This window comes from Archangium gephyra, from assembly GCF_049060025.1.
Lineage (GTDB): Bacteria > Myxococcota > Myxococcia > Myxococcales > Myxococcaceae > Archangium > Archangium gephyra_A.
The window spans coordinates 7430263-7450222 of record NZ_JBMEQQ010000002.1; the positions used below are offsets into that span (position 1 = coordinate 7430263).

Annotated in this window: 18 protein-coding genes and 1 pseudogene; 12 read left to right on the plus strand and 7 right to left on the minus strand. The window is 68.9% G+C overall.

The genetic code is table 11. From position 1 onward, the window contains the following. Window positions 1–199 precede the first annotated feature (199 nt). Together ACN28I_RS32470 and ACN28I_RS32475 are read right to left on the minus strand one after the other, a co-directional pair. The gene (locus ACN28I_RS32470) at window positions 200–1501 is read right to left on the minus strand and encodes a DUF262 domain-containing protein (RefSeq protein WP_420948759.1); all 1302 of its coding nucleotides are present in this window, start codon (window positions 1499–1501) and stop codon (window positions 200–202) included. Next, window positions 1401–1799, minus strand: a pseudogene (locus ACN28I_RS32475) (GmrSD restriction endonuclease domain-containing protein); the annotation flags it as partial. The gene ACN28I_RS32470 and the pseudogene ACN28I_RS32475, both read right to left, overlap by 101 nt. 104 nt (window positions 1800–1903) lie before the next feature. On the opposite strand from ACN28I_RS32475, the gene ACN28I_RS32480 reads away from it, so the two are divergent. After that, the gene (locus ACN28I_RS32480) at window positions 1904–3055 is read left to right on the plus strand and encodes an IS4 family transposase (RefSeq protein ID WP_420948760.1); all 1152 of its coding nucleotides are present in this window, start codon (window positions 1904–1906) and stop codon (window positions 3053–3055) included. Window positions 3056–3250: 195 nt separating this feature from the next. Here ACN28I_RS32480 and ACN28I_RS32485 read toward each other — a convergent pair whose 3' ends face one another. From ACN28I_RS32485 to ACN28I_RS32500, 4 genes are all read right to left on the minus strand, one after another. Then, a complete protein-coding gene (locus ACN28I_RS32485; RefSeq protein ID WP_420945782.1) occupies window positions 3251–3556 on the minus strand; it encodes a sensor histidine kinase in 306 nt (101 codons plus the stop codon). A 253-nt stretch (window positions 3557–3809) separates the two neighbouring features. Continuing rightward, window positions 3810–4754, minus strand: coding sequence for a transposase zinc-binding domain-containing protein (locus ACN28I_RS32490; protein ID WP_420945783.1), 945 nt, complete (start codon window positions 4752–4754; stop codon window positions 3810–3812). 137 nt (window positions 4755–4891) lie between these two features. Beyond that, window positions 4892–7090, minus strand: a complete 2199-nt coding sequence (locus ACN28I_RS32495; protein WP_420945784.1) for a sensor histidine kinase — start codon at window positions 7088–7090, stop codon at window positions 4892–4894. A 90-nt stretch (window positions 7091–7180) separates the two neighbouring features. Continuing rightward, window positions 7181–7378 (minus strand): hypothetical protein, encoded by a 198-nt coding sequence (locus tag ACN28I_RS32500; protein ID WP_420945785.1) that lies wholly within the window; start codon window positions 7376–7378, stop codon window positions 7181–7183. 223 nt (window positions 7379–7601) lie between these two features. Between ACN28I_RS32500 and ACN28I_RS32505 the strand changes: the two genes are divergently transcribed. From ACN28I_RS32505 to ACN28I_RS32540, 8 genes are all read left to right on the plus strand, one after another. Further along, complete coding sequence (locus ACN28I_RS32505) at window positions 7602–7916, plus strand: DUF2171 domain-containing protein (protein ID WP_420945786.1); 315 nt, start codon at window positions 7602–7604, stop codon at window positions 7914–7916. A gap of 167 nt (window positions 7917–8083) precedes the next feature. Beyond that, a complete protein-coding gene (locus ACN28I_RS32510) occupies window positions 8084–9364 on the plus strand; it encodes a Kelch repeat-containing protein (protein WP_420945787.1) in 1281 nt (426 codons plus the stop codon). Window positions 9365–9510: 146 nt separating this feature from the next. Next, window positions 9511–10905, plus strand: coding sequence for a M24 family metallopeptidase (locus tag ACN28I_RS32515; RefSeq protein WP_420945788.1), 1395 nt, complete (start codon window positions 9511–9513; stop codon window positions 10903–10905). Window positions 10906–11067: 162 nt separating this feature from the next. Continuing rightward, window positions 11068–12396 carry an NAD(P)/FAD-dependent oxidoreductase gene (locus ACN28I_RS32520; RefSeq protein WP_420945789.1) on the plus strand — a complete coding sequence of 443 codons (1329 nt, stop codon included), beginning with the start codon at window positions 11068–11070 and terminating at the stop codon, window positions 12394–12396. A 227-nt stretch (window positions 12397–12623) separates the two neighbouring features. Further along, window positions 12624–13298: an energy-coupling factor ABC transporter ATP-binding protein gene (locus ACN28I_RS32525; protein ID WP_420945790.1), complete on the plus strand. Its 675-nt coding sequence runs from the start codon at window positions 12624–12626 to the stop codon at window positions 13296–13298. Beyond that, the gene (locus ACN28I_RS32530) at window positions 13295–13906 is read left to right on the plus strand and encodes an energy-coupling factor transporter transmembrane component T family protein (protein ID WP_420945791.1); all 612 of its coding nucleotides are present in this window, start codon (window positions 13295–13297) and stop codon (window positions 13904–13906) included. Before ACN28I_RS32525 ends, ACN28I_RS32530 begins: the two co-directional genes overlap by 4 nt. Continuing rightward, window positions 13903–14487 carry a biotin transporter BioY gene (locus ACN28I_RS32535; protein WP_420945792.1) on the plus strand — a complete coding sequence of 195 codons (585 nt, stop codon included), beginning with the start codon at window positions 13903–13905 and terminating at the stop codon, window positions 14485–14487. The genes ACN28I_RS32530 and ACN28I_RS32535 overlap by 4 nt, the downstream gene beginning before the upstream one ends. Window positions 14488–14585: 98 nt before the next feature. Next, on the plus strand, window positions 14586–15125 hold the full coding sequence (locus ACN28I_RS32540; RefSeq protein WP_420945793.1) for an SgcJ/EcaC family oxidoreductase: 540 nt from the start codon (window positions 14586–14588) through the stop codon (window positions 15123–15125). Window positions 15126–15221: 96 nt separating this feature from the next. On the opposite strand, the gene ACN28I_RS32545 is transcribed toward ACN28I_RS32540, so the two are convergent. Then, window positions 15222–16391: a cytochrome-c peroxidase gene (locus ACN28I_RS32545; RefSeq protein WP_420945794.1), complete on the minus strand. Its 1170-nt coding sequence runs from the start codon at window positions 16389–16391 to the stop codon at window positions 15222–15224. A gap of 202 nt (window positions 16392–16593) precedes the next feature. Here ACN28I_RS32545 and ACN28I_RS32550 point away from each other — a divergent pair, with 202 nt between their 5' ends. The 3 genes from ACN28I_RS32550 (at window position 16594) to ACN28I_RS32560 (ending at window position 19955) form a co-directional block, all read left to right on the plus strand. Beyond that, complete coding sequence (locus tag ACN28I_RS32550) at window positions 16594–18120, plus strand: GspE/PulE family protein (protein ID WP_420945795.1); 1527 nt, start codon at window positions 16594–16596, stop codon at window positions 18118–18120. 27 nt (window positions 18121–18147) lie between these two features. Next, window positions 18148–18780: a PEGA domain-containing protein gene (locus ACN28I_RS32555; protein ID WP_420945796.1), complete on the plus strand. Its 633-nt coding sequence runs from the start codon at window positions 18148–18150 to the stop codon at window positions 18778–18780. 107 nt (window positions 18781–18887) lie between these two features. Continuing rightward, on the plus strand, window positions 18888–19955 hold the full coding sequence (locus tag ACN28I_RS32560; protein ID WP_420945797.1) for a chemotaxis protein CheB: 1068 nt from the start codon (window positions 18888–18890) through the stop codon (window positions 19953–19955). Window positions 19956–19960 lie beyond the last annotated feature (5 nt).

Genomic DNA, 19960 nt, shown 5'->3' on the forward strand with positions numbered 1-19960 from the left:
GCCGGTAATTTTCTGTTGATGTCTGGTGTTCTCTGTCGAAAAGAGGGATTGTGCCCTCGTTAATTCAATCTGACCGGCGGTTGGCGAGTAGGCATGGGCTGTGAAAGATGGCTGGGCGCGCACAGCCCTTCTCCTGACGGTGTACCTCCACCTTGCCAGGAGAAGAGGATGGATGACCTTTGAAGCGATGCTTGAAAGATCAAATCTTCCAAATCTGGTCGTATGCTAGCTCAGCTAGCTTCTGAGTACGTTCCTCGACCGCAGCGGCGTCCCATACGCTCTTTGATACAATGATTTCCTTTGCTGCAACACCTGAGGCAGTTAGCACGGCCTTCTTGTCGGGGAAGGGCTTGTTTTTCAGTTTGTCCTGAAGCTTTTCATCGCAGAGTAAGAGATTTCCCAGCATGCCGACATGATCTTCGGGTATGGCGCCTGGTGAAGATGGATTCTGCGGAGCCACATGTTCGATGGTCATTTTGTCATAATCAACTGCAACGCCTGATTTTGATAGATGCCTGTCGATTCTGGCCAATACATATTTCACTAGCCGCTTTTGCTTTGTGAATTCGTCTGAGTACCGCAGCTTTTTGAATTCGACAATGAAGTCGTCTCTTTTCGGGAGCCGGGATTTTAGTTTGTCCCTGGCTTCTCTGAGTACCTTTTGCCACTCGCTTTCTGTTGATGCTTTGAATATTTTCTGGGCCAACGATGCGTACATCATCGAGAGTCCGCCCGAGGATGATTTGGATGCGATGGCAGTAAACGTGAAGTGGAAGCACTCGATGGCCCAGAGTACCGCCTCAGCGTTTTTTTTGCTGATTTGCCTTTTCTGATAGGCGCGCAGGATTGACAGCACGAGGGGGAATGGCTGCCTGACTCGGAAAATCGATAGTGCCTCAAGTGTCGATTTTAGATGGGTTTCATCGTTCCTCCATTTTCTGTATCCTGGCTCACCGATTGTTCGATACAGTTTTGCGTCGGAGAGCATGTCGTCCAGATTGCTCTTGGCGTTGTCTTTGGTGATGGACTTCTTCATCAGGGTGAAGAGTCTTTTCTCTGTGACATAGTCCTCCCGGGATAACCAGAAGTGATGCAGAAATGAGTCGACATCGAGATCGACTTGTGAGGTTTCGAAGGTTTCGTGTAGTTGCTCCCAAGAGTGCTTAACAATATCAATGCTCTTGTTGTTCGCCTTGAGCAGTCTTGAGAAGTGGTTTTTGACGAGGTGGGATACCTGAAGGTCCTTGCCTCGGGTGTTCAATGTTTCGAAGATAATGTATGCGTCATCTTCGTTGTCCAAGTCGATTGTGATTAGCTTGAGGCCGAGAATTTTGTCGCGAATGCCTTTGAGTACTGAGGCGGTCTTCGGAGTCTTGTCTGATTTTTTGGTTGGCCAGTTTTCAACTGCATCCTTTATGCGAAGTTCGATGTAGAAGTTCGATGTACTTGAAGGTCTCTTGAATGAGTTGTTCTTCTGGTGAGAGTTCGTCGTTGAGTTCAGCCTTCCCGTGCTTAAGGATTTTGTCTTGAAGGTAGGGATAGGATGTTTCTGTCTGGAGCGCGAATTGCTTCTTGTTATCGATGTCGGTCTTTTCGATGATCGCCTGGATGCCTTGGGCTTGTGAGTCCAGTTTTTCTCGTTCGAAGGCGTTCCTTAGCGCACAAAGCATGAGAATGATTGTCGTGACCCGTTGCTGCCCGTCGACGAGGCCAAAGGCGTTTCCCTGCTTGTATAGTACGAGCGAGCCGATGAAATAGTCGGACGTGTTTTCCAGAATGGTGTCATTCCAGAATTGCTCGACCTGTTCGCGCTCTGAGGCATCCCCTCATCTAGCAAGCAGGCGAGGAAGCGTGTATCTGGCCATATGGTTTGAGCAGTAGGGTCATGGATGTTACCGGAGAAGTGGGTACTCAAGCCATCAACGAACAGCAGGTGCATGAATTCCTCGCCGGACTCTTCGGAGAAGACCTCCACGCCAAGAGGGTCCTGTCGCTCTCCCTGGCGACGCTGGGCGTCATCCACGCCGCGAGCCTCTCGGTGTACGCCATAGGGCAGGCGCTGGCAGTGGCGAGGGGGAAGAAGGGCAAGCACGGGGTGAAGCAGGTGGACAGGTTGCTGTCCAACACGGGAGTGGACGTGTGGCACCTGCTTTCTCTCTGGGTGCCCTACGTCATGGGACAGCGAACTGAGGCTGTGGTGGCCTTGGACTGGACGGACTTCGACGATGACGACCACACCACGCTGGTGGCCTCGCTGCGCACAGGACACGGGCGCTCCACGCCCCTGGTGTGGCTGACGGTCCACAAGTCCGCGCTCAAGGGAATGCGCAATGACGCCGAAGACAGCGTCCTGCTGCGGCTGCGGGAGTTGATTGCGCCCGAGGTGAAGGTGACGATTCTGGCCGACCGGGGCTTCGCGGACCAGAAACTCTATGCCCTGCTCGAGCAGTTGCGCTTCGAGTACGTGGTGCGCTTCCGCCAGCGAATCATCGTCACCAGCGCGCAGGGAGAGCGCCGGACGGCAGCGGAGTGGGTGCCCACCTCAGGCCACCTGCGCAAGCTCAAGGGCGCACGCGTCACGGCCGATGAGGTGGAAGTCGCCGCGGTGGTATGCGTGAAGAAGAAGGGCATGAAGGAGCCCTGGTGTCTGGCAACCAGCCTGGGGGAGAGCTCCGGAGCCCAGGTGGTGACTCTCTACAGCGGGAGATTCACCATCGAGGAGAGTTTCAGGGACGTGAAGGATTTGCGCTTTGGCATGGGCCTGTCCTCCTTCCGAATCGCGGAGACGGACAGGCGTGACAGGCTGCTGCTACTGAGTGCCTTCGCATGTGCCCTGCTGACGCTGCTGGGGGCTGCTGGCGAGAGCCTGGGTATGGAGCGCCACCTCAAAGCCAACACCTCCAAGAAGCGCACCTACTCCCTCTTCCGCCAGGGCTGCATGTACTACCAGGCTCTGCCCAATATGCCCGAAGCCCAGTTGCGGCCTCTCATTGATCGCTTCGCCCAACTCGTCTGTGAACAGCTCGTTTTCCGTGAAGCTTTCGGCCTTATATGAGGGGATGCCTCAGGTTCGCGCTCCCAAGAATAAGGACGCTGAAAGCGTGGAATGAAATAGAAGTGTTTGAGCAGGTCTGCGGCCGTCTTGTCTAGGGTTGTGATTTTCATGGCGCTTTTTCTTGTGGCGGATGTTCTAGGTGTTTTGATGTGAGAGAGGTGTCTTGGACACTTGAGGCTGATTGGGCTGGCTCTTTTAGCTCTGTTCGCGGGGCAGGGACAGGGTGAAGCAGGCGCCCTGGCCGGGCTCGCCACCCACGTCCAGCTTGCCGCCGTGCTCCTGGAGGATTCGCGCCGCAATCGCCAGTCCCAGGCCCGTGCCGCCGTCCTTCGTCGTGAAGTAGGGCTCGAAGATGCGCGCGCGGTGCTCGGGCGGAATCCCCGGGCCGCTGTCCTGCACCTCCACCACCGCCTCCTGCTCGCTGCCTCGCACGCGCACGTGCAGCGCCCCGCCTCCCTTGGCCATCGACTCCTCGGCGTTCTTCACCAGGTTCATCAACACCTGCGTGAGCTAGTCCCGGTCCGCCTTAGCCACCACCCCCGGCTGCACCTCCGAGGCGCATAAGAGGAATGGGGGCAATGTCGAGGGCAGCGGGGGGAGCAGAGAGGCAGAGGAAGGCCGCTGAGGGGAGCCCACGAGCTGTGAGCCATGCCGGTGCTGGGTGGAGCCCCCTTGGGGTACACGCCTGCCTGGTCCGCCCTCCCTGGAGGGGGCGACAGGGGGTGTGGGCCTGATGGCTGTGGCTGCTCGAGCCTCAACACCATGCGGCCTGGGGTGGCCCTCGCGCTTCCAGCCCGGTGAAGAGCAGGTGCGTGGTGCCGTCCGGCAGCGGGCGCTTCATTCGGTAGGCGATGCGGCCGTCCTCCGCTCGTGACAAACGCTCCAGCGCCAGCGCACCGCGCGCCCGTAGCGGCACAGCCGCTCCAGCCCCTGCCTGTCGTTGGCGTGAAGGTGCGTGTTGGCATGCAGGGAGAAGCCCTCCAGGACGGCGCACCGGGGTTGCTTTCGGGGAGGGGGCCGCACGTCCACCTCCGTCCAGCTCAGCCGCTGCTGCAGCGAGTGCGCCTGATATGCCTGCAGCGCGTCCTCGGGCCAGAGTCCCTCTTCTTCCCAACAACCGCAGCACCCGGTGGCGCACCACCCTCAGTAGCTGCTCCACCTCGCCATGTGTGGGTGGCGCCAACCCCTCGAAGTGCACGCCGCCCTCCCTCGGCACGAAGACGCCATCCGGCACCAGCGAGTGGAAGTGCGGAGTCACCTGCAAGGCCGAACCGAAGAACTGGATGAAAGACACGGCCCCTGGCTGCCCACCCCGCGGGCCCTGCCGCCGTGCCCTCCGGCGCAGCAGGGCGAACACCGCGCGCAGGAAGAGGGTGAGGACATCCGAGAGCAGTCCCGCGTCCTTGAGTAGTACCCACCGCACCCGGTGCGGAAAGGACAGCGTCCAATGTCGATAAGGCACGTGCGGCAGCACCCGCTCCACCAGGTGCGCCGCCGTCACATGCGCCCGCTTCGCATTGCAGGACGGGCACACCCCTCGCCCCTTGCACGAGAAGGCGACGAGAAGTTCGTCCTTACAACTCTCACAGCGCACCCGCGCGAAGCCGTGCGCCAACACTCCACACTCCAGGTACCGGGCGAAGTCCCGCTCCACGTACCGGGGCAGGCCGCGCCCCAGCCACACCTCGCCAGGGCACACGCTACCGCCAGGCTCCCACGAGACTCCGCCAGGCCCGCTCTGGGAGTGGAGGCGGCAGGTTCGATTCCCGCCGCCTCCACGTCAAGCCATCAGTTCCTCGCGATTGACGTGGGTTCAACCCGGGGCCTGCGGCACCCTCACCCCGTCCCTCTCCCGGAGGGCGAGGGGGAAGTGGGCAGGGCGGCCGGGAGGACGACGGTGAGCGTCGTGCCCACGCCCTCGCGGCTCTCCGCGCGCAGCGTGCCCCCCAGGCTCGTCACGATGGCGTGGCTCACCGACAGCCCCAGCCCGGGGCTCGCCGGCCGCGTGGTGAAGAAGGGCTCGAAGAGGCGCGCCAGCACCTCCGGCGCCATGCCCATGCCCGTGTCCTGCACCTCCACCACCACCTCGCCCCCGGGCCCCGTGTACGTCGCCACCCGCAGCACGTTGCGCGGCGCGTCCAGCTCGCTCATCGCCTGCACCGCGTTGAGCAGCAGCTTCACGAACACCTGCCCCAGCCGCGCCTCGTCGCCCTCCACCAGCGGCACCGGCCGGAAGTCCTTCTCCAACTTCGCCCGGTGGCGCAGCTCGCCCCGCACCAGGCTCAGCGCGTGCTCCAGCACCGGCACCACCTCCACCCGCTCCCGGTGCTCCGGCGGTGCGCGCGACAGCAGCCTCAAGTCCTGCACGGTGTCCTTGAGCCGGTCCGCGCCGTCCGTCGCCTCCGCCAGCGCCTCCAGCAGATCGTCCACCTCTCCGGACAGCGCGTGGCCCTCCGCGCTCAGCGCCGCCTTCAGCCGCGCCAGCTCCTCGCGCGCGAAGCCCAGGTTGGCCACCATGTACGCCAGCGGGTTGTTCATCTCGTGGCCCACCGCCGCCGCCAGAGAGCCCAGCGCCGCCATCCGGTCCGCCTTGAAGAGCTGCGCCTCCATCTGCTTGCGCGCCGTCACGTTCTTGGCGAAGACGCGCAGGCCCTCCGGGTCCACCAGCGGCGACACCGTCAGCTCCCAGTGCCGGCTTCCCAGTTGCACGATGGGAGGGGACTCGCCCACCGCCGCGCCTCGCCGCGCCCAGGCCTGGGCCGCCTCCACCAGCGGGTGTTTCGCCCCGCGCACCAGCAGGTCCGGAAACGCCGTGTGCGCCGCCGGGTTGGCGTAGTGCAGCTCGCCACCCGGGCCCAGCTCCATCATCGGCTCCGGGTGCAGCAGCGGAAAGGACGCCAGCCGGTACAGCTCGTCCTCCAGCGCGCGCAGCTCCGTCACGTCCCGCACCAGCAGCGCCGTGGTGGGGCTCCCCGCTTCCGTGGCCGGCACGCGCACCGTGGCCTCGGCCGCGTACCAGCGCGTCTCGTTCTCCACCTCCATGCGGTACTCCACCCGGCCCCCCACGCCGCTGTGCCGCGCCGCCCGCGCGAGCGCCACCAGCGCCGCCCCCGCCTCCGGCCCCAACACCGCCTCCAGCGGCCGCCCCTCCGCCTGGCGCACGTCCCGCCCGAAGGCCGTGCCCGTGGGCGTCCACAGCCGCATGCACCGCTCCTGCGCGTCCAGGTCCACCGCCAGGTATTCCGATCGCCGGGCCGTCCGGGGGATCGCCGGCCGGGGCGTGGACGAGAGGACGAAGCCCTCGCTGTCGAAAAGTCCCAGCAGCGGCTCCAGGCCCGCCCCGCCGCCCGCCAGCGTGGTGAGCACGGAGACCAGCGCGGCCACGTCCGCTTCCGCCATCCGGTGGGTGAAGATGAGCCCGTCGGCGAGCGTGGGCTCGGTGAAGTCGAAAGGGGTGAGCTTGCGCTCGTCGGCTCCCACGTGCTCGGCCAGGTAGGCGCGCACCGTGTTCTCTTCCGGGTGGCTCGAGTAGATGGCGGCCACGTCCGCCTCGCCCGCCAGCACCGCCAGCAGGGCCTTGCGGTAGGTGCCGTGGAAGCGCTGCTCGGAGAAGGTGTCCGCCGGGGACAGCCCCCGCGCCGTCAGGTGGCGCACCGCCATCAGGTGCCCGCCGGTGGAGCGCGGGGCCACCCACGCGGCGCGCGTGTCCTTCAACGTCTCCAACGTGAGCGGCGCGTCCGCCCGGCACACCAGGGCCGCATGGTAGTACCAGAGCCCCGCCCGCACGGCGCGCAGCACCGCGCGGGCCCGCGGCTCGAAGGCGGTGCACTGCTCGGACGTGGCCCACGCCAGGTCCACCCGCCCCTCGGCCAGCTCCCGCTCCAGCGCTTCGTACGAGGGGGCGAGCTCCACCACCACCGGGCGGCCCAGCCGTTGGGTGAGGGCCCGGCTGAAGAGCTCGGCGCGCACGTGCTCCTTCACCTCCCCCAGGGACGGGGAGAGCAGGAAGCGGATGGGAGCAGCCGGGGGCGTCACGGGCTCTCAAGCATGCCGGACGTCCCGGACGTGCGCACGTTTCGGACGGGGCGATTGAAGGCCCAGGGGACCCGTCTCACGGCCGGGCGCTCAGGCGTAGACCTGGTCGCTCTCGGTTGACGCACCGAGCCGGTGATTGAGCTGTTCGAGCCGGCTGTACCGGGCCTGCAACATTTCGCGGTAGGCGCGGTGGTCCGCGTGGGCGATCTCATCGAGCAGCTTGCGCAGGGTCGAGTCGAGGACTTCCTTGAGCTCACGGGCCTCGACGGCGGTCATTTCCAGGAGCATGGCGGCCTCCTCCTCTCTTCTCGGAGGAACGTTAGGCACCGCGCGCACCGCCAGCCCCGCGGCCCCAGGCTTCCGCACGGATGCCAGGACGAGGAGCCGCCCCCCGTCTCCAGGGCCGCCCTTCCTTCCAGCCGTCAGCGGTTGCCGTGGCGCCGGGTGTTCCCCACTCAGAAGGCATGCGCTTCGGGGCGGGAAGGCCCGGGTGCTCGCCGAGGAGGATGCCATGGTGGTGCAGGACGACGTACGCGAGGGCATGGTGGTGCGAGACATGGAGGGGCGCAAGGTGGGCCGGGTGCGCGCGGTGGGGGAGACGCACTTCGAGCTGGAGCCGCGCCTGCTGTCGCGCGACGAGTTCCTCGTGGAGTTCTCGGACGTGCGCTACGCGCGCGACGGCGAGCTGTACCTGGAGCGCACCCCGCACCTGTTGAAGCTGGAGGACGACGATGGCGGGGCCCTCCCACCGCGGCACCACGAGGGCATGGACGCCGAGCCGGTCAACGCGGAGGACGTGGAAGGGCAGGCCTCCCCCGGCCCCTGACGGGCCCATGACGCGCCCATGACGGAGTGCGGCACGCGCCGCGCACCACCTGACAGGTCTGTCATACAACGGACGATAACCCCCGGGAATCACGGGGGAATTCGAACCGGGGGATGTCAGACCGGGCGTGTAGATCCGTCCCTCTTCGGAACGGAGTGGGAAGGGTCATGAAAAGGGTTTCGACGTCCTGCGCCATGCTGGCGCTCTTCACGATGGTGTTCTCCTGCAGCTCGGCGGCGCCGCTGGACGCGCAGGCGCAGGGGCTGGTGGACCGGGAGCTGAGCACGCCGCGCAAGCTGTTGCCGCTGGTGGTGCTGACGGACGGGCGGGTGCTGGCGGCCGGTGGGCACGATGGCAGCCGCACGTTGATGAGCAGCGAGGTGTTCGAGCCGGAGACGGGCGAGTGGCGCGTCACGGGGGCGATGCGCACGGCGCGGCGCAACCACGCGGCGGTGCGCCTGGCGGACGGGCGCGTGCTGGTGGCGGGCGGCACGTCCTCGGCGTCCTTTGGCGCGCTGGCGAGCGCGGAGGTGTACGACCCGGCGACGGGCCAGTGGACGGTGGTGCAGGACATGAGCGAGGCGCGCAACGATCCCGCGGCGGTGCTGCTGCCGGACGGGCGCGTGCTGGTGGCGGGAGGCTTCGACGTGGACCGGCACCCGGTGCGCTCGGCGGAGCTGTTCGAGCCGGCGACGGGCCGGTGGACGCGCACGGGAGCGCCGGTGGCGGCGCGCTCCGGGGCCCAGACGGGCGTGGTGCTGGGCAACGGCCAGGTGCTCTTCGTGAGCGGGCTGCAGGCGGAGCTGTACGATCCCGCGAGTGGCCAGTGGAGGAAGACGGGCAAGGTGGGAGGCGTGGTGGGCACGCACCGCTCGGGCCACACGGTGACGTTGCTGGCGGACGGGCGGGTGCTGGTGGTGGGGGGCACGACGTCGCGCGCGTCGGAGACGGCGGAGCTGTACGACCCCGCGTGTGACGCGCCGGACGAGCCGGTGTGTGCCGCGTGGAAGGAAGCGGTGGCGCCGGGCACGCCGCGCGAGGCGCACGGGGCGCTGGTGACGCACGAGGGGCGGGTGCTGGTGGTGGGCGGCTTCCACGTGATGTCGGGAGCGCTGGCGTCGGTGGAGAGCTACGATCCGGCGGCGAACACGTGGAGCGTGGAGCCGGCGCTGGGGTCGGCGCGGCGGGGGGCGGGACTGGTGCGGCTGGAGGACGGCGCGCTGCTGGTGGTGGGAGGCTCCAACGACCTGGAGGGCACGCTGGCCACGAGCGAGCGGTACGAGCCGGGCGTGTGCATGCCGCTGACGTGCGAGGCGGCGTGCGGGGTGGTGCCGGACGGGTGCGGCGGGACGCTGGAGTGCGGCCCGTGCGCGGCGGAGCCGCCGTGCGTGGTGGACGGCCGCGGCGTGTTCGACGGAGAGGATGACCTCGTCTTCACCACGCGGTGAGGCGCGAAGCAGGGCCGGGGCCGGCGGGTGCGAGGGCTCCCCCGGGGGGCACCCTGGTGGCCGAGAACCGGGCGTCCCGGCGGGGGTCTCCCTCGAGGCCGCATCCTGGGCGCCGGCCGGGCCCGTCCGTGCGATGCTGCGCGGCCATGAAGAACACCTGGAATCGTCTCCTCGTCCCCCTGTTCCTCTTCACGTCCGCCTGTGCCACCACCGCTCCGGCCTCCCGTGCGCCGGAGGCCTCCTCCGCGCCCGAGCGCCCCTTCGGCACGTTGCGCGAGCAGGCCACGCGGCAGCAGGGCTGGCTGCGCGAGCGCATGGACAAGGCACTGCCCGCGCTGATGCGCCAGTACGGCATCGAGATGTGGGTGATACCGATGCGCGAGTACAACGAGGACCCTGTGTTTCCGGCGCTGGTGGCGCCCACCACGTTCGCGGCGCGGCGGCGCACCATCTACGTCTTCCACGACCGGGGCCCGGAGAAGGGCGTGGAGCGGCTCGCGCTGGGCGGAGGCACGCAGGGCGGCGTGTACGAGGCGCGGCGGGCGCAGATGCAGGTGGACGGAGGCGGCGTCACCCGGCAGGCCGAGCTGTGGGGCCCGGACCAGTGGAAGGTGCTGAAGGCGGTGCTGGAGGAGCGGCAGCCGAAGGTCATCGGCATCAACGTGTCGCGCACGTTCGCCTTCGCGGACGGGCTGACGCATGGCGAGTACGAGGGGATGACGGAGGCGCTCGGGCCCGAGTGGACGGCGCGGCTGAAGCCGTCCGGGGGCCTGCCGGTGGACCTCATCGCCTGGCGCGGCGCGGACGAGGAGCGCTTCTACGAGGACCTGACGAAGCTGGCGTGGAACATCATCGAGACGGGCTTCTCCAGCCAGGTGATTACCCCCGGCAAGACGCGCACCAGTGACGTGGTGTGGTGGATGCGCCAGCGGGTGAACGACCTGGGGCTGGGGACGTGGTTCCAGCCGTCGGTGAGCGTGCAGCGGCAGGGGAAGACGGAAGCGGACGTGGGCGAGGACCCCATCATCGAGCGGGGCGACGTGCTGCACTGCGATTTCGGGGTGACGGCGCTGCGGCTGAACACGGACACGCAGCACATGGGCTACGTGCTGCGCGAGGGTGAGACGGACGCGCCCGCGGGGCTGAAGGCGGCACTGGCGCGCTCCAACCGCTTGCAGGACATCGTCTTCGAGGAGCTGCGTCCGGGGCGCTCGGGCAACGAGATTCTCAAGGCCTCGCGGGAGCGGATGAAGGCCGAGGGAATCGATGGGACGGTGTACTCGCACCCCATCGGCCTGAACGGGCACGGGGCGGGGCCGATGATCGGCCTGTGGGACCGGCAGGAGGGCGTGCCGGGCAACGGCGACCACAAGGTCATCCCCAACCAGTGGTTCTCCATCGAGCTGCAGGCGACGAGCCCGGTGGCGGAGTGGGGTGGGCAGAAGGTGCGCTCGGCACAGGAGGAGGACGTCGTCATCGACGCGAGCGGCCAGGTGCGCTGGGCCTTCCAGCGGCAGACCGCGTTCCACCTGGTGCGGTAGTCCTTCGCGGGCTGTCACCGGCAGGCTGCCGCGAGGGCAGGCCGCCATGCACGCCGCTGGCTCCTGGCCCTGTTGGCGAGCGAGCAGGCGGCTGCCTCCAGCGGGCGGACTGGTCCCCGGGGACGGTGGTCACCTTCCCCAGGGCTCCTCACCTTTTCCGCCATGGAACACAACCCGGGAAGGCATCACGTGGTCATCGTGGGAGGCGGCTTTGGCGGGCTCCAGGCCGCGCTCGGGCTCGGGCGTGCTCCCGTGGAGGTGACGGTGCTCGACCGCTACAACCACCACCTCTTCCAGCCGCTGCTGTACCAGGTGGCCACCGCCGTGCTCAGCCCGGGTGACATCTCCGCGCCCATCCGCCAGGTGTTGCGCGGCCGGAACACCACCGTGCTGCTCGCCGACGTCCAATCCGTGGACCTCGCGCGCAAGGTGGTCGTTTCCGACGGCGGGGAGATTCCCTATGACACGCTGGTGCTCGCCATGGGCGCCACGCACTCGTACTTCGGCCACCCGGAGTGGGCCGAGTTCGCCCCCGGCCTCAAGACGATCGACGACGCGCGGGAGATCCGCGAGCGGGTGCTGCTGGCCCTCGAGGCCGCCGAGCGCGAGACCGATCCCGAGCGCCAGCGCGAATGGCTCACCTTCGTCATCATCGGTGCCGGGCCCACCGGCGTGGAGCTGGCGGGGGCGCTCGCGTACATGACCCGGCACTCGTTGCCCCGCGACTACCGCCGCGTCGACACCTCCCAGGCCCGCGTCCTCCTGCTCGAGGGCCTCCCCCGGGTGCTCAATACCTATCCCGAGGAGCTCTCGGCGAAGGCGCGCGGGGATTTGGAGAAGCTCGGCGTGGAGGTGCGCACCGGCACCCTGGTCACCGGCGTGGACGACGAGGGTGTCATGGTGGGCGACACCCGCATCCAGTCGCGCACGGTGCTCTGGGGCGCTGGCGTGGCCGCCTCCCCCGTGGCCCGGACGCTCGGGGTGCCGCTCGACAGGGCGGGCCGGGTGAAGGTGGAGCCCACGTTGAACGTCCCCGGCCACGAGGACGTCTTCGTCATCGGAGACCTCGCCTCGCTGGTGCAGGACGGCAAGCCGGTGCCGGGCATCGCCCCGGCGGCCATGCAGATGGGCCGGCACGTGGCGAAGAACATCCGCCACCGGCTCATGGGCCGTCCGCTGGAGCCGTTCCGCTACCGCGACAAGGGCTCCTTCGCCGTCATCGGCCGCGGCTCGGCCATCGGCGTGCTCTACGACAAGGTGCGTGTGAGCGGCAGGATCGCCTGGATGATGTGGCTCGGCATCCACATCACCTTCCTCGTGGGCTTCCGCAACAAGCTGGCGGTGATGGTGGACTGGGCCTACACGTACCTCACCAAGCGGCGGGACGTGCGCCTCATCACGGGCCTGCACGCCAACAAGCTTCCGCCCATCCACTCCGAGTCCGGCACCGGTCCGCGGCGGCACGAGCCCGAGCCGGCCCACGTGCATTGATTGAGCGTGGAGCGCGCTCCCTCTCCCTCCGGGAGAGGATCCCCCCCTCGTTCAAAGGGGGGCAAGCCCCCGGGGTGAGGGAATTACAGGGTGGCCCCAGGTCTCTCCGCGTGTGACGTAGCCGCACGCAGAGGACGGAACACCCTCACCCCGACCCTCTCCCAGGGGGAGAGGGACATGCACGGAGCCAGAAAGGCGCTACATTCGCCCGCCCGTAGCGGTCGCGAATGATTCGACTCCACGCCGTCACCCATCACTTCGGTGAGCGCCCCGTCCTCGAGGGGCTCGAGCTCACCCTCTCCGAGCGCCGGATCGCCGTGGTGGGCGGCAATGGTTCCGGGAAGAGCACCTTCGCGCGGCTGCTCAATGGGCTGCTCGTGCCCGAGCAGGGCCAGGTGCTGGTGGAGGGGCTCGACACCCGCAAGGACGCCCGCGCCATCCGCCGCAAGGTGGGCTTCGTCTTCCAGAACCCCGACAATCAAATCGTCCTGCCCACCGTGGAGGAGGACCTCGCCTTCGGGCTGAAGAACCTCAAGTTCCCCCAGGCCGACATCTCCGCGCGCGTCACCGCCATGCTGCGCCGCTACGGCCTGGAGGACTTCCGCCACCACCCGGCCCACCTGCTCAGCGGCGGCCAGAAGCAGCTGCTCGCGCTCTCCTCCGTGCTCGTCATGGAGCCGCGCTACATCGTCTTCGACGAGCCCACCACGTTGTTGGACCTGCGCAACAAGCGCCGGTTCGCCCAGGCCATCCACGAGCTGCCCCAGACGGCCATCGTCGTCTCCCACGACCTGGAGCTGCTGCGCGACTTCGACCGGGTGCTCGTCTTCGAGGCGGGCCGCGTCGTCGTCGATGACGCCCCCTCCGTCGCCCTCGACGCCTACGTCCGGATGATGGCGTGAGCCTCGGCCTCTACCTCCACCGCGACTCACCCGTCCACGCCGTGCCCGCGGGCGCCAAGATGCTGGGGCTGCTCGCCGCCGGCACCGGGCTGCTGCTCTTCTCCTCGCTGCCCGTCCTCTCCGGTGCCCTCGTGGCCACGCTCGGCCTCTACGCGCTCGCGCGCCTGCGCCCGCGCGAGGTGGCGCCCGTCCTCCGCCTCGCCGCCTTCGTGCTCGTCCCGCTCCTCGTCCTCCACGCGCTGCTGTCCGGCTGGGTGCCCGCGCTGGAGGCCGTGCTGCGGCTCGCCGTCCTGCTGCTGCTCGCCACGCTCGTCTCCCTGACGACGCGGGCCTCGGACATGCTCGACACGCTGGAGCGTGCCTTGCGGCCCCTCGCCCGCTTCGGGCTCAACCCCGCGCGGCTGGGCCTGCTGCTCTCCCTCACCCTGCGCTTCATCCCCCTGCTGGCCACGTGGCTGCGCGAAATCCAGGAGGCCCAACGCGTGCGCGGCCTCGAGCGGAATCCGCTCGCCGTGCTCGTCCCGCTGCTGGTGAAGACCCTCCGCACCGCCGACTCGCTCGCCGACGCCATCGACGCGCGCTGCTTCGACCCCGAGGAACCCTCGTGAAGACCCGAGATCTCGTCCACGTCGCCCTGTTCGCCGCCCTCGTGGCCGCGCTCGGGCTGCTGCCGCCCCTCACGCTGCCCTTCATCCCCGTGCCCATCACCGCGCAGACGCTCGGGGTGATGCTCGCCGGCTCCATCCTCGGGGCGCGCAAGGCCTTCCTCTCCCTGCTGCTCTTCCACGTGCTCGTGGCCGCGGGGCTGCCCCTGCTCGCCGGAGGCAAGGGCGGGCTCGCCGTGTACGTGGGGCCCACCGGGGGCTTCTTCGTGGGCTTCCTGCCCGCGGCCTTCCTCATCGGCTGGCTCACCGAGCGCGCCTGGACGCGGCTGTCCGTGCCGCTCGCCTTCGCCATCAACGTGCTCGGCGGCATCTGCGTCCTCTATGCCGTGGGCATCCCCTGGCTCGCCGTGGCCGCGAAGCTGCCGCTGGCGAAGGCCGCGCTGGGCTCGCTCACCTTCGTGCCGGGGGACTGCGTGAAGGCCGCCATCGCCGCCTCCGCCGCCGTCACCCTCAAGCGCGCCTGGCCGCTCATCCAGCCGCCCCGCTCCGCCGCACCTGCTTCGCCGCCCCCGCCAGCGGCGTGAGCGGCGCCCGCGTGACATCACGCCCCGCTCGCGGGAAGGGCGCTGCTATGGTGCCCGCGCCGCAGGGGCACGCTCATTCCATGTCAGGGGAACCCTTCATGAACACCATCGCGCGAAGCTCGGCCGTCCTGGCCGTGGTCCTGTCGTTCTGTGTTGCCTCACCCGTCCAGGCTCAAGCGGCCCGGGGCCAGTCCCGCGACGAGGTGAGCCTGCGCAAGCTCGTGGCCGAGCAGACCGAGGCCTGGAACCGTGGCGACGCGGCGGCGTGGAGCAAGGACTTCGCTCCGGACGCCGAGTTCATCAACATCGTGGGGACTGTCTTCAGCGGCCGCGAGGAAATCCGGACGCGGCACGCCGCCATCTTCGCCAGTCTCTTCAAGGGCAGCCGCTCGGAGGTGACGGTGCGGAAGATCGTCCTCGTCGCCCCCAGCGTGGCGGTGGTGGACACCGAGCACGTGGTGACGGGCTACGCGGGGCTGCCCCCGGGAGTGCAGGCCACCGAGCCGGGCGTGCTGCGCACCCGCATGCGCTACGTGCTGAAGCAGATGGGCGGCAAGTGGTCGATCGTCGCGGGCCAGAACACGGACGTGAAGCCGGCCCCGCCCGCGCAGCCGGCCCCCGCGCCCACCGGCCGCTGAACCCTCCGCGGCGACTCCCGCCCACCTTCCGGGCGCGCCGTTCACCCACTGGTCCAACAATCGGACCAGTTGCTCGCGGCCGCGCCCGGCGGGGGGCTACTTCCCCGCGCCCGTCATGGACTCGAGCAGCTCGAGCAGCGCCTTCTTCTCCTCGGCGGTGAGCTCCAGCGGCTTGATGGAGACGGAGACGACGCCCGCGTAGTTGCCCACCGGCTCGCCGCCCTTGTCATACAGCTCGATGACGTCCTCGAGCGTCTTCACCTCGCCGGTGTGCATGTACGGCGCCGTGAGCTGCACGTTGCGCAGCGTGGGCGTCTTGTAGGCGCCCTCCAGCTCGGAGGCCTTCTCGTTCAGGTCGCTGCGCAGCCGCTGCAGCCGCGCCGACTCGAGGCCGCCGGGCGCGTCGCTGTACGGCCCCGCCGAGTTGAAGGGCCAGTCGAGCATCGGGGTGGCCGCCACCGCTACGCCGCGCTGGCCCTCGCCCAGGTCCTTCACGCCGATGTTGTGGAACTGGTCGTCGCTGAGCATGGGGCCCTTGTGGCACGCGCTGCACTGGCCCTTGCGCACGAACGTCTTCAGCCCCAGGTACGCGGGATCCTGCTCCGCCTTGCCGGCCTCCGCCGCCGCCAGGAAGCGGCGGACGTCCTGGTCGAAGGGCGCGTCATGGCGGTTGAGGGTGCGCTCGTACGCGGCGATGGCCTTGCCGAAGTGGGCCAGCAACTGGTTGTCGTCCGTCTCCTCCGAGGGCCGCTTGCCGAAGAGGGCGCGGTACTCCTCCGCGTATCCCTCGGACAGCCGGGTGCGCAGCAGGCCGGCGTTGGAGTTCATCTCCAAGGGGCTGAGCAGCGGCAGCAGCGCCTGGTTCCACAGCCGGTCCGCGCGCCCGTCCCACATGAACCAGGTGCTGTAGCCCGCGTTCAACACCGTGGGGGGATTGCGCCCGGTGAACTTGCCGTCACAGCCCTGGGCCACCGCCGTGTCCACCGAGCGGCCCTCGCCGTCATGGCAGCTCTTGCACGACACGGTGCCGCAGCTCGACAGGCCCGGGTCGTTGAAGAGCCGCAGGCCCAGCGCCGCCGCCGCCGGGTTGTCCCCGTACTTGTTGGTGGGATCCTTCGGAGGCAGGGCCGAGGGGGTGTGCAGGCTCTGGAGCACCTCGAGCTCGTCCTGGTTGGGGAACGGCTCCTCCGGGGGCGTACAGGACAGGCCCAGGGAGCCCAGGAGGGCGCCTGCCAGCATCCATCGGCACGGAGAGTGACGGCTCATCGATGTGTCTTCTTTCTCGGGTCCGGTGTGTCCGGGACCCTCCACGGGTCCACTCGGGACAACACTGTAACCCTCGACTACTCCGGGGAGCCATCCGCCTCGGGTGAGGGGCGGCTCTCTTGCGGTGTGAGAACGCCCCCCGCACGCCGGGTGCCGGTTGATTGAGGTGAAAGGAAGTGCCTGTTAGCGTGCGGGGCTCCGAATGAGTTCGCCTGTCCGAAGAGCCGCCCAGGCCACCTGGGTGTTGGCCGTGCTGGTGCTCCTGGGGAGCATTGGTGCCTGGCTGTACCAGAATCCCATCCGGGACGCGGAGACCGCGCAACGGCTCGGGGGCCGCTTCGTGGGCCTCGCCGTCACGCCGGCCCTCCTGGGCTTCGTGGGGCTGTGCCTCGCGCTGGGCGCGGCGGGCTCCGCCCTGGATGCCCGGGCCCGCCGCTCGCGCCAGGGCCTCGGGCACCGGGTGTCGTTCTCGCCGCTGGCGGTGGTGGACGCGGACGTGGCGTTCGCCGTGCGCGAGATGCTCGTCGAGCTGCAGGGGCTGCTGCGCGGCTACATCTCCCGCCCCGAGCCGGACATGATCGCCTTCGTGGACACCCTGCTGGATGGGGCCGTGCGCGTGGGCGCCAGCGACGTGCACATGCACCCGCTGGAGACGGGCACGCGCCTGGCCTTCCGCGTCCACGGTGTGCTCGAGGAGGTGATGATGATGCCGCGCGAGCACCACCCGCGCCTCATCAACCGCCTCAAGGTGCTGGCCAAGGTGGTGCTGTTCCGCTCGGACCGGCCGCAGGACGGCCACTTCGCCTTCGGGACGCCCGAGGGCCCCGCGGACATCCGCCTGTCGCTGCTGCCCACCAACCACGGCGAGGCCGTGGCGCTGCGCATCGCCCGCAGCACCATCCGGCTGCCGGAGCTGCCCCGGCTGGGCTTCGCGCAGGAGACGCTCTCCTCCTACCAGCGCCTGCTGGACGCCCCCCAGGGCATCATCTTCGTGGCGGGCGCCACCGGTGCGGGCAAGACGACGACGCTGTATGCCTCGCTCGGCTACATCAAGCAGACGCGTGGAGACCTGACGCGCATCGCCACCATCGAGGATCCGGTGGAGTACGACGTGCCGCTCTTCTCCCAGACGCAGGTGAACGCCGAGCAGGGCTTCACCTTCGCCCAGGGCCTGCGGTCCGTGCTGCGCCAGGATCCCAACGTCATCATGGTGGGCGAGATTCGCGACGCGGAGACGGCGCGCACCGCCATCCAGGCCGGCCTCAGCGGCCACCTGCTGCTGACGACGGTGCACGCGAGCTCCTCGGCGGGCGTCTTCAACCGGCTCATCGAGATGGGGGTGGAGCCCTTCCTGCTCGCGTCCGCCTCGGTGGCCGCCATCTCGCAGCGGCTGGTGCGCGCGCTGTGCCCGCACTGCCGCATGGCCGCTCCCGCGGAGATCGACGAGCTGGCGCGGCTGGAGGCGGCGGGCCTGCCCACCACCGGCCCCTTCTTCATTCCGGTGGGCTGCGAGCGCTGCGGTGGCTCCGGCTACCTGGGGCGCGCCGCCCTCTACGAGGTGCTGAAGGTCACCCCGGCCATCCGCGAGTGCGTCAACACCAAGTCGCCCACGTCGCGCGCGCACGACATCGCGGTGTCCGAGGGCATGGTGCCGCTGCTCTCCGCCGGCCTGGCGAAGGTGAATGCCGGAACCACGACGCTCAAGGAGGTCTTCCGTGTGGTCGGTTGAGCGCGGTGATTCGCGGGAGGTGGCGTCGTGAGTGGCAATGCATCCCAGCCGAAGCCGGACCCGACCGGGAGCGGAGGCCCCGCCAACGCCGCGCCCCCGGCGGCGCCCGCGCGTCCGGTGGCGCCCGCGCGTCCGGTGGCGCCCGCGGCTCCCCCGGCGGGCACCGCTTCCCGGGACGAGCGGCTGGCCGCGGGGCTGAAGCTGGCCTCGGCCCTGTGCGCGCTGGTGGCGGTGGGGCTGTTCGTCCGCCCGCTGCTGACGGGCGAGCTGTCCCTGCAGCCGCGCATGATTACCCTCCAGCCCACCTTCTCCGTGGTGCCCGAGGCGAGCCCTCCCGTCGAGAGCAAGCCGGGCACCCCCGCTCCGGCGGAGCGCCCGCCGGAGACGGTGACGCGCGAGGAGCGCGCCGACTTCGACGGGGCCATCCTGATGGTCGAGTCGGAGCCCGCCGGTGCCACCATCCTGGTGGACGGGAAGGATCAGGGCCAGACGCCCGTGTCGGTGGGGCTCGAGTGCCTGCCGGGCACGCCCGTCATCGTCGACTTCTCCCTGCGCGGCTACGAGAAGGCGAGGCACCGCACCGTCTGCCCGCACGACGCGCTGGTGAAGGTGACGGCGCGGCTGCGCAAGGGCTCCGGGAAGGCTTCCGGCAAGAAGTGAAGCCCCACCGCCGGGTGGTCCTGATAACCTCACACGCCGCGCCCGGGCTCCGATGGCGGACGTGGGTGCGCTGGCCCGGGAGCTGACGGGCGCGGGAGGCCTCTCTGTTGAAGCTGTTGCTGGTGGAGGACTCGCGGTCCGTCGTCGCCTTCCTCGAGCAGCTCCTGCGCCGGGAGCCGGACATCGAGCTGCTGCCGCCCGTGGCCAATGGCCGGGACGCGGTGGTGGCGGTGCAACGGTGGAGCCCCCAGCTCGTGCTGATGGACCTGGTGCTGCCCGGAGGCATGGACGGGGTGGAGGCCATCACGGAGATCATGGCCACGGCGCCGTGTCCCATCGTGGTGCTCAGCGGGCAGTTGGAGACGCCGGGGAGGGACAGGACGTTCGAGTCCTTGAGGGCGGGGGCGGTGGACGTGTTGGCGAAGCCCATGGCGGGGGGCCTGGAGGCGGTGAAGGAGTTCCGGGAGCGGCTGCTGCGCACGGTGCGGGTGATGGCGCATGCGCGGGTGGTGGGCCGGAGGAGGATGTCGCTGCGCACGCCGGCGGTGGTGCCTGGCCTGCCGGCGCCGTTGCCGGCGGCTCCGGGGCTCGAGCCGAGGGCGTGCTCGCTGCTGGCGATTGGAGGCTCCACGGGAGCGCCGCCGCTGGTGTACGAGCTGCTGCGGGCGCTGACGGCACCGGCGCCCTTTCCGGTGGTGGTGGCGCAGCACATCGTCCGGGGCTTCGAGCCGGGCTTCGCGCGGTGGCTGGCGGGAACGGGGCACCGGATGGTGGTGGCGCGGGGAGGGGAGTGGCTGGAGCCGGGAGTGGTGTACGTGTCGCCGGCGGACAGCGACCTGGTGGTGCGGGGGGGCAAGCTGCAAACGCGGCCGTCGAGGGGCGTGGCGGTGCCGTCGGTGGACGCGCTCTTCGAGAGCGTGGCGGGGTTCTACGGAGCGAGGGCGGTGGGGCTGTTGCTGACGGGGATGGGGGAGGACGGGGCGAGGGGGCTGTTGGCGATGCGCCAGACGGGAGCGCTGACGGTGGCGCAGGACGGGGCGAGCTGCGTGGTGGACGGGATGCCGGGAGCGGCGAGGGCGATGGGGGCGGCGAGCCAGACGCTCACGCCGGGAGAGATGGCCACGCTGCTGGTGTCGCTCGGAAGAACCACTCCCTCGCCCTCCGGAAGAGGATAGCGGTC

Excerpts from the sequence above, each read along its gene's own strand:
- ACN28I_RS32550 (WP_420945795.1), top strand. The coding sequence starts at position 16,594 with ATGAGTTCGCCTGTCCGAAGAGCCGCCCAGGCCACCTGGGTGTTGGCC.
- ACN28I_RS32525 (WP_420945790.1), top strand. The coding sequence starts at position 12,624 with ATGATTCGACTCCACGCCGTCACCCATCACTTCGGTGAGCGCCCCGTC.
- ACN28I_RS32515 (WP_420945788.1), top strand. The coding sequence starts at position 9,511 with ATGAAGAACACCTGGAATCGTCTCCTCGTCCCCCTGTTCCTCTTCACG.
- ACN28I_RS32540 (WP_420945793.1), top strand. The coding sequence starts at position 14,586 with ATGAACACCATCGCGCGAAGCTCGGCCGTCCTGGCCGTGGTCCTGTCG.
- ACN28I_RS32500 (WP_420945785.1), bottom strand. The coding sequence starts at position 7,378 with ATGCTCCTGGAAATGACCGCCGTCGAGGCCCGTGAGCTCAAGGAAGTC.
- ACN28I_RS32505 (WP_420945786.1), top strand. The coding sequence starts at position 7,602 with ATGGTGGTGCAGGACGACGTACGCGAGGGCATGGTGGTGCGAGACATG.
- ACN28I_RS32510 (WP_420945787.1), top strand. The coding sequence starts at position 8,084 with ATGAAAAGGGTTTCGACGTCCTGCGCCATGCTGGCGCTCTTCACGATG.
- ACN28I_RS32545 (WP_420945794.1), bottom strand. The coding sequence starts at position 16,391 with ATGAGCCGTCACTCTCCGTGCCGATGGATGCTGGCAGGCGCCCTCCTG.
- ACN28I_RS32520 (WP_420945789.1), top strand. The coding sequence starts at position 11,068 with ATGGAACACAACCCGGGAAGGCATCACGTGGTCATCGTGGGAGGCGGC.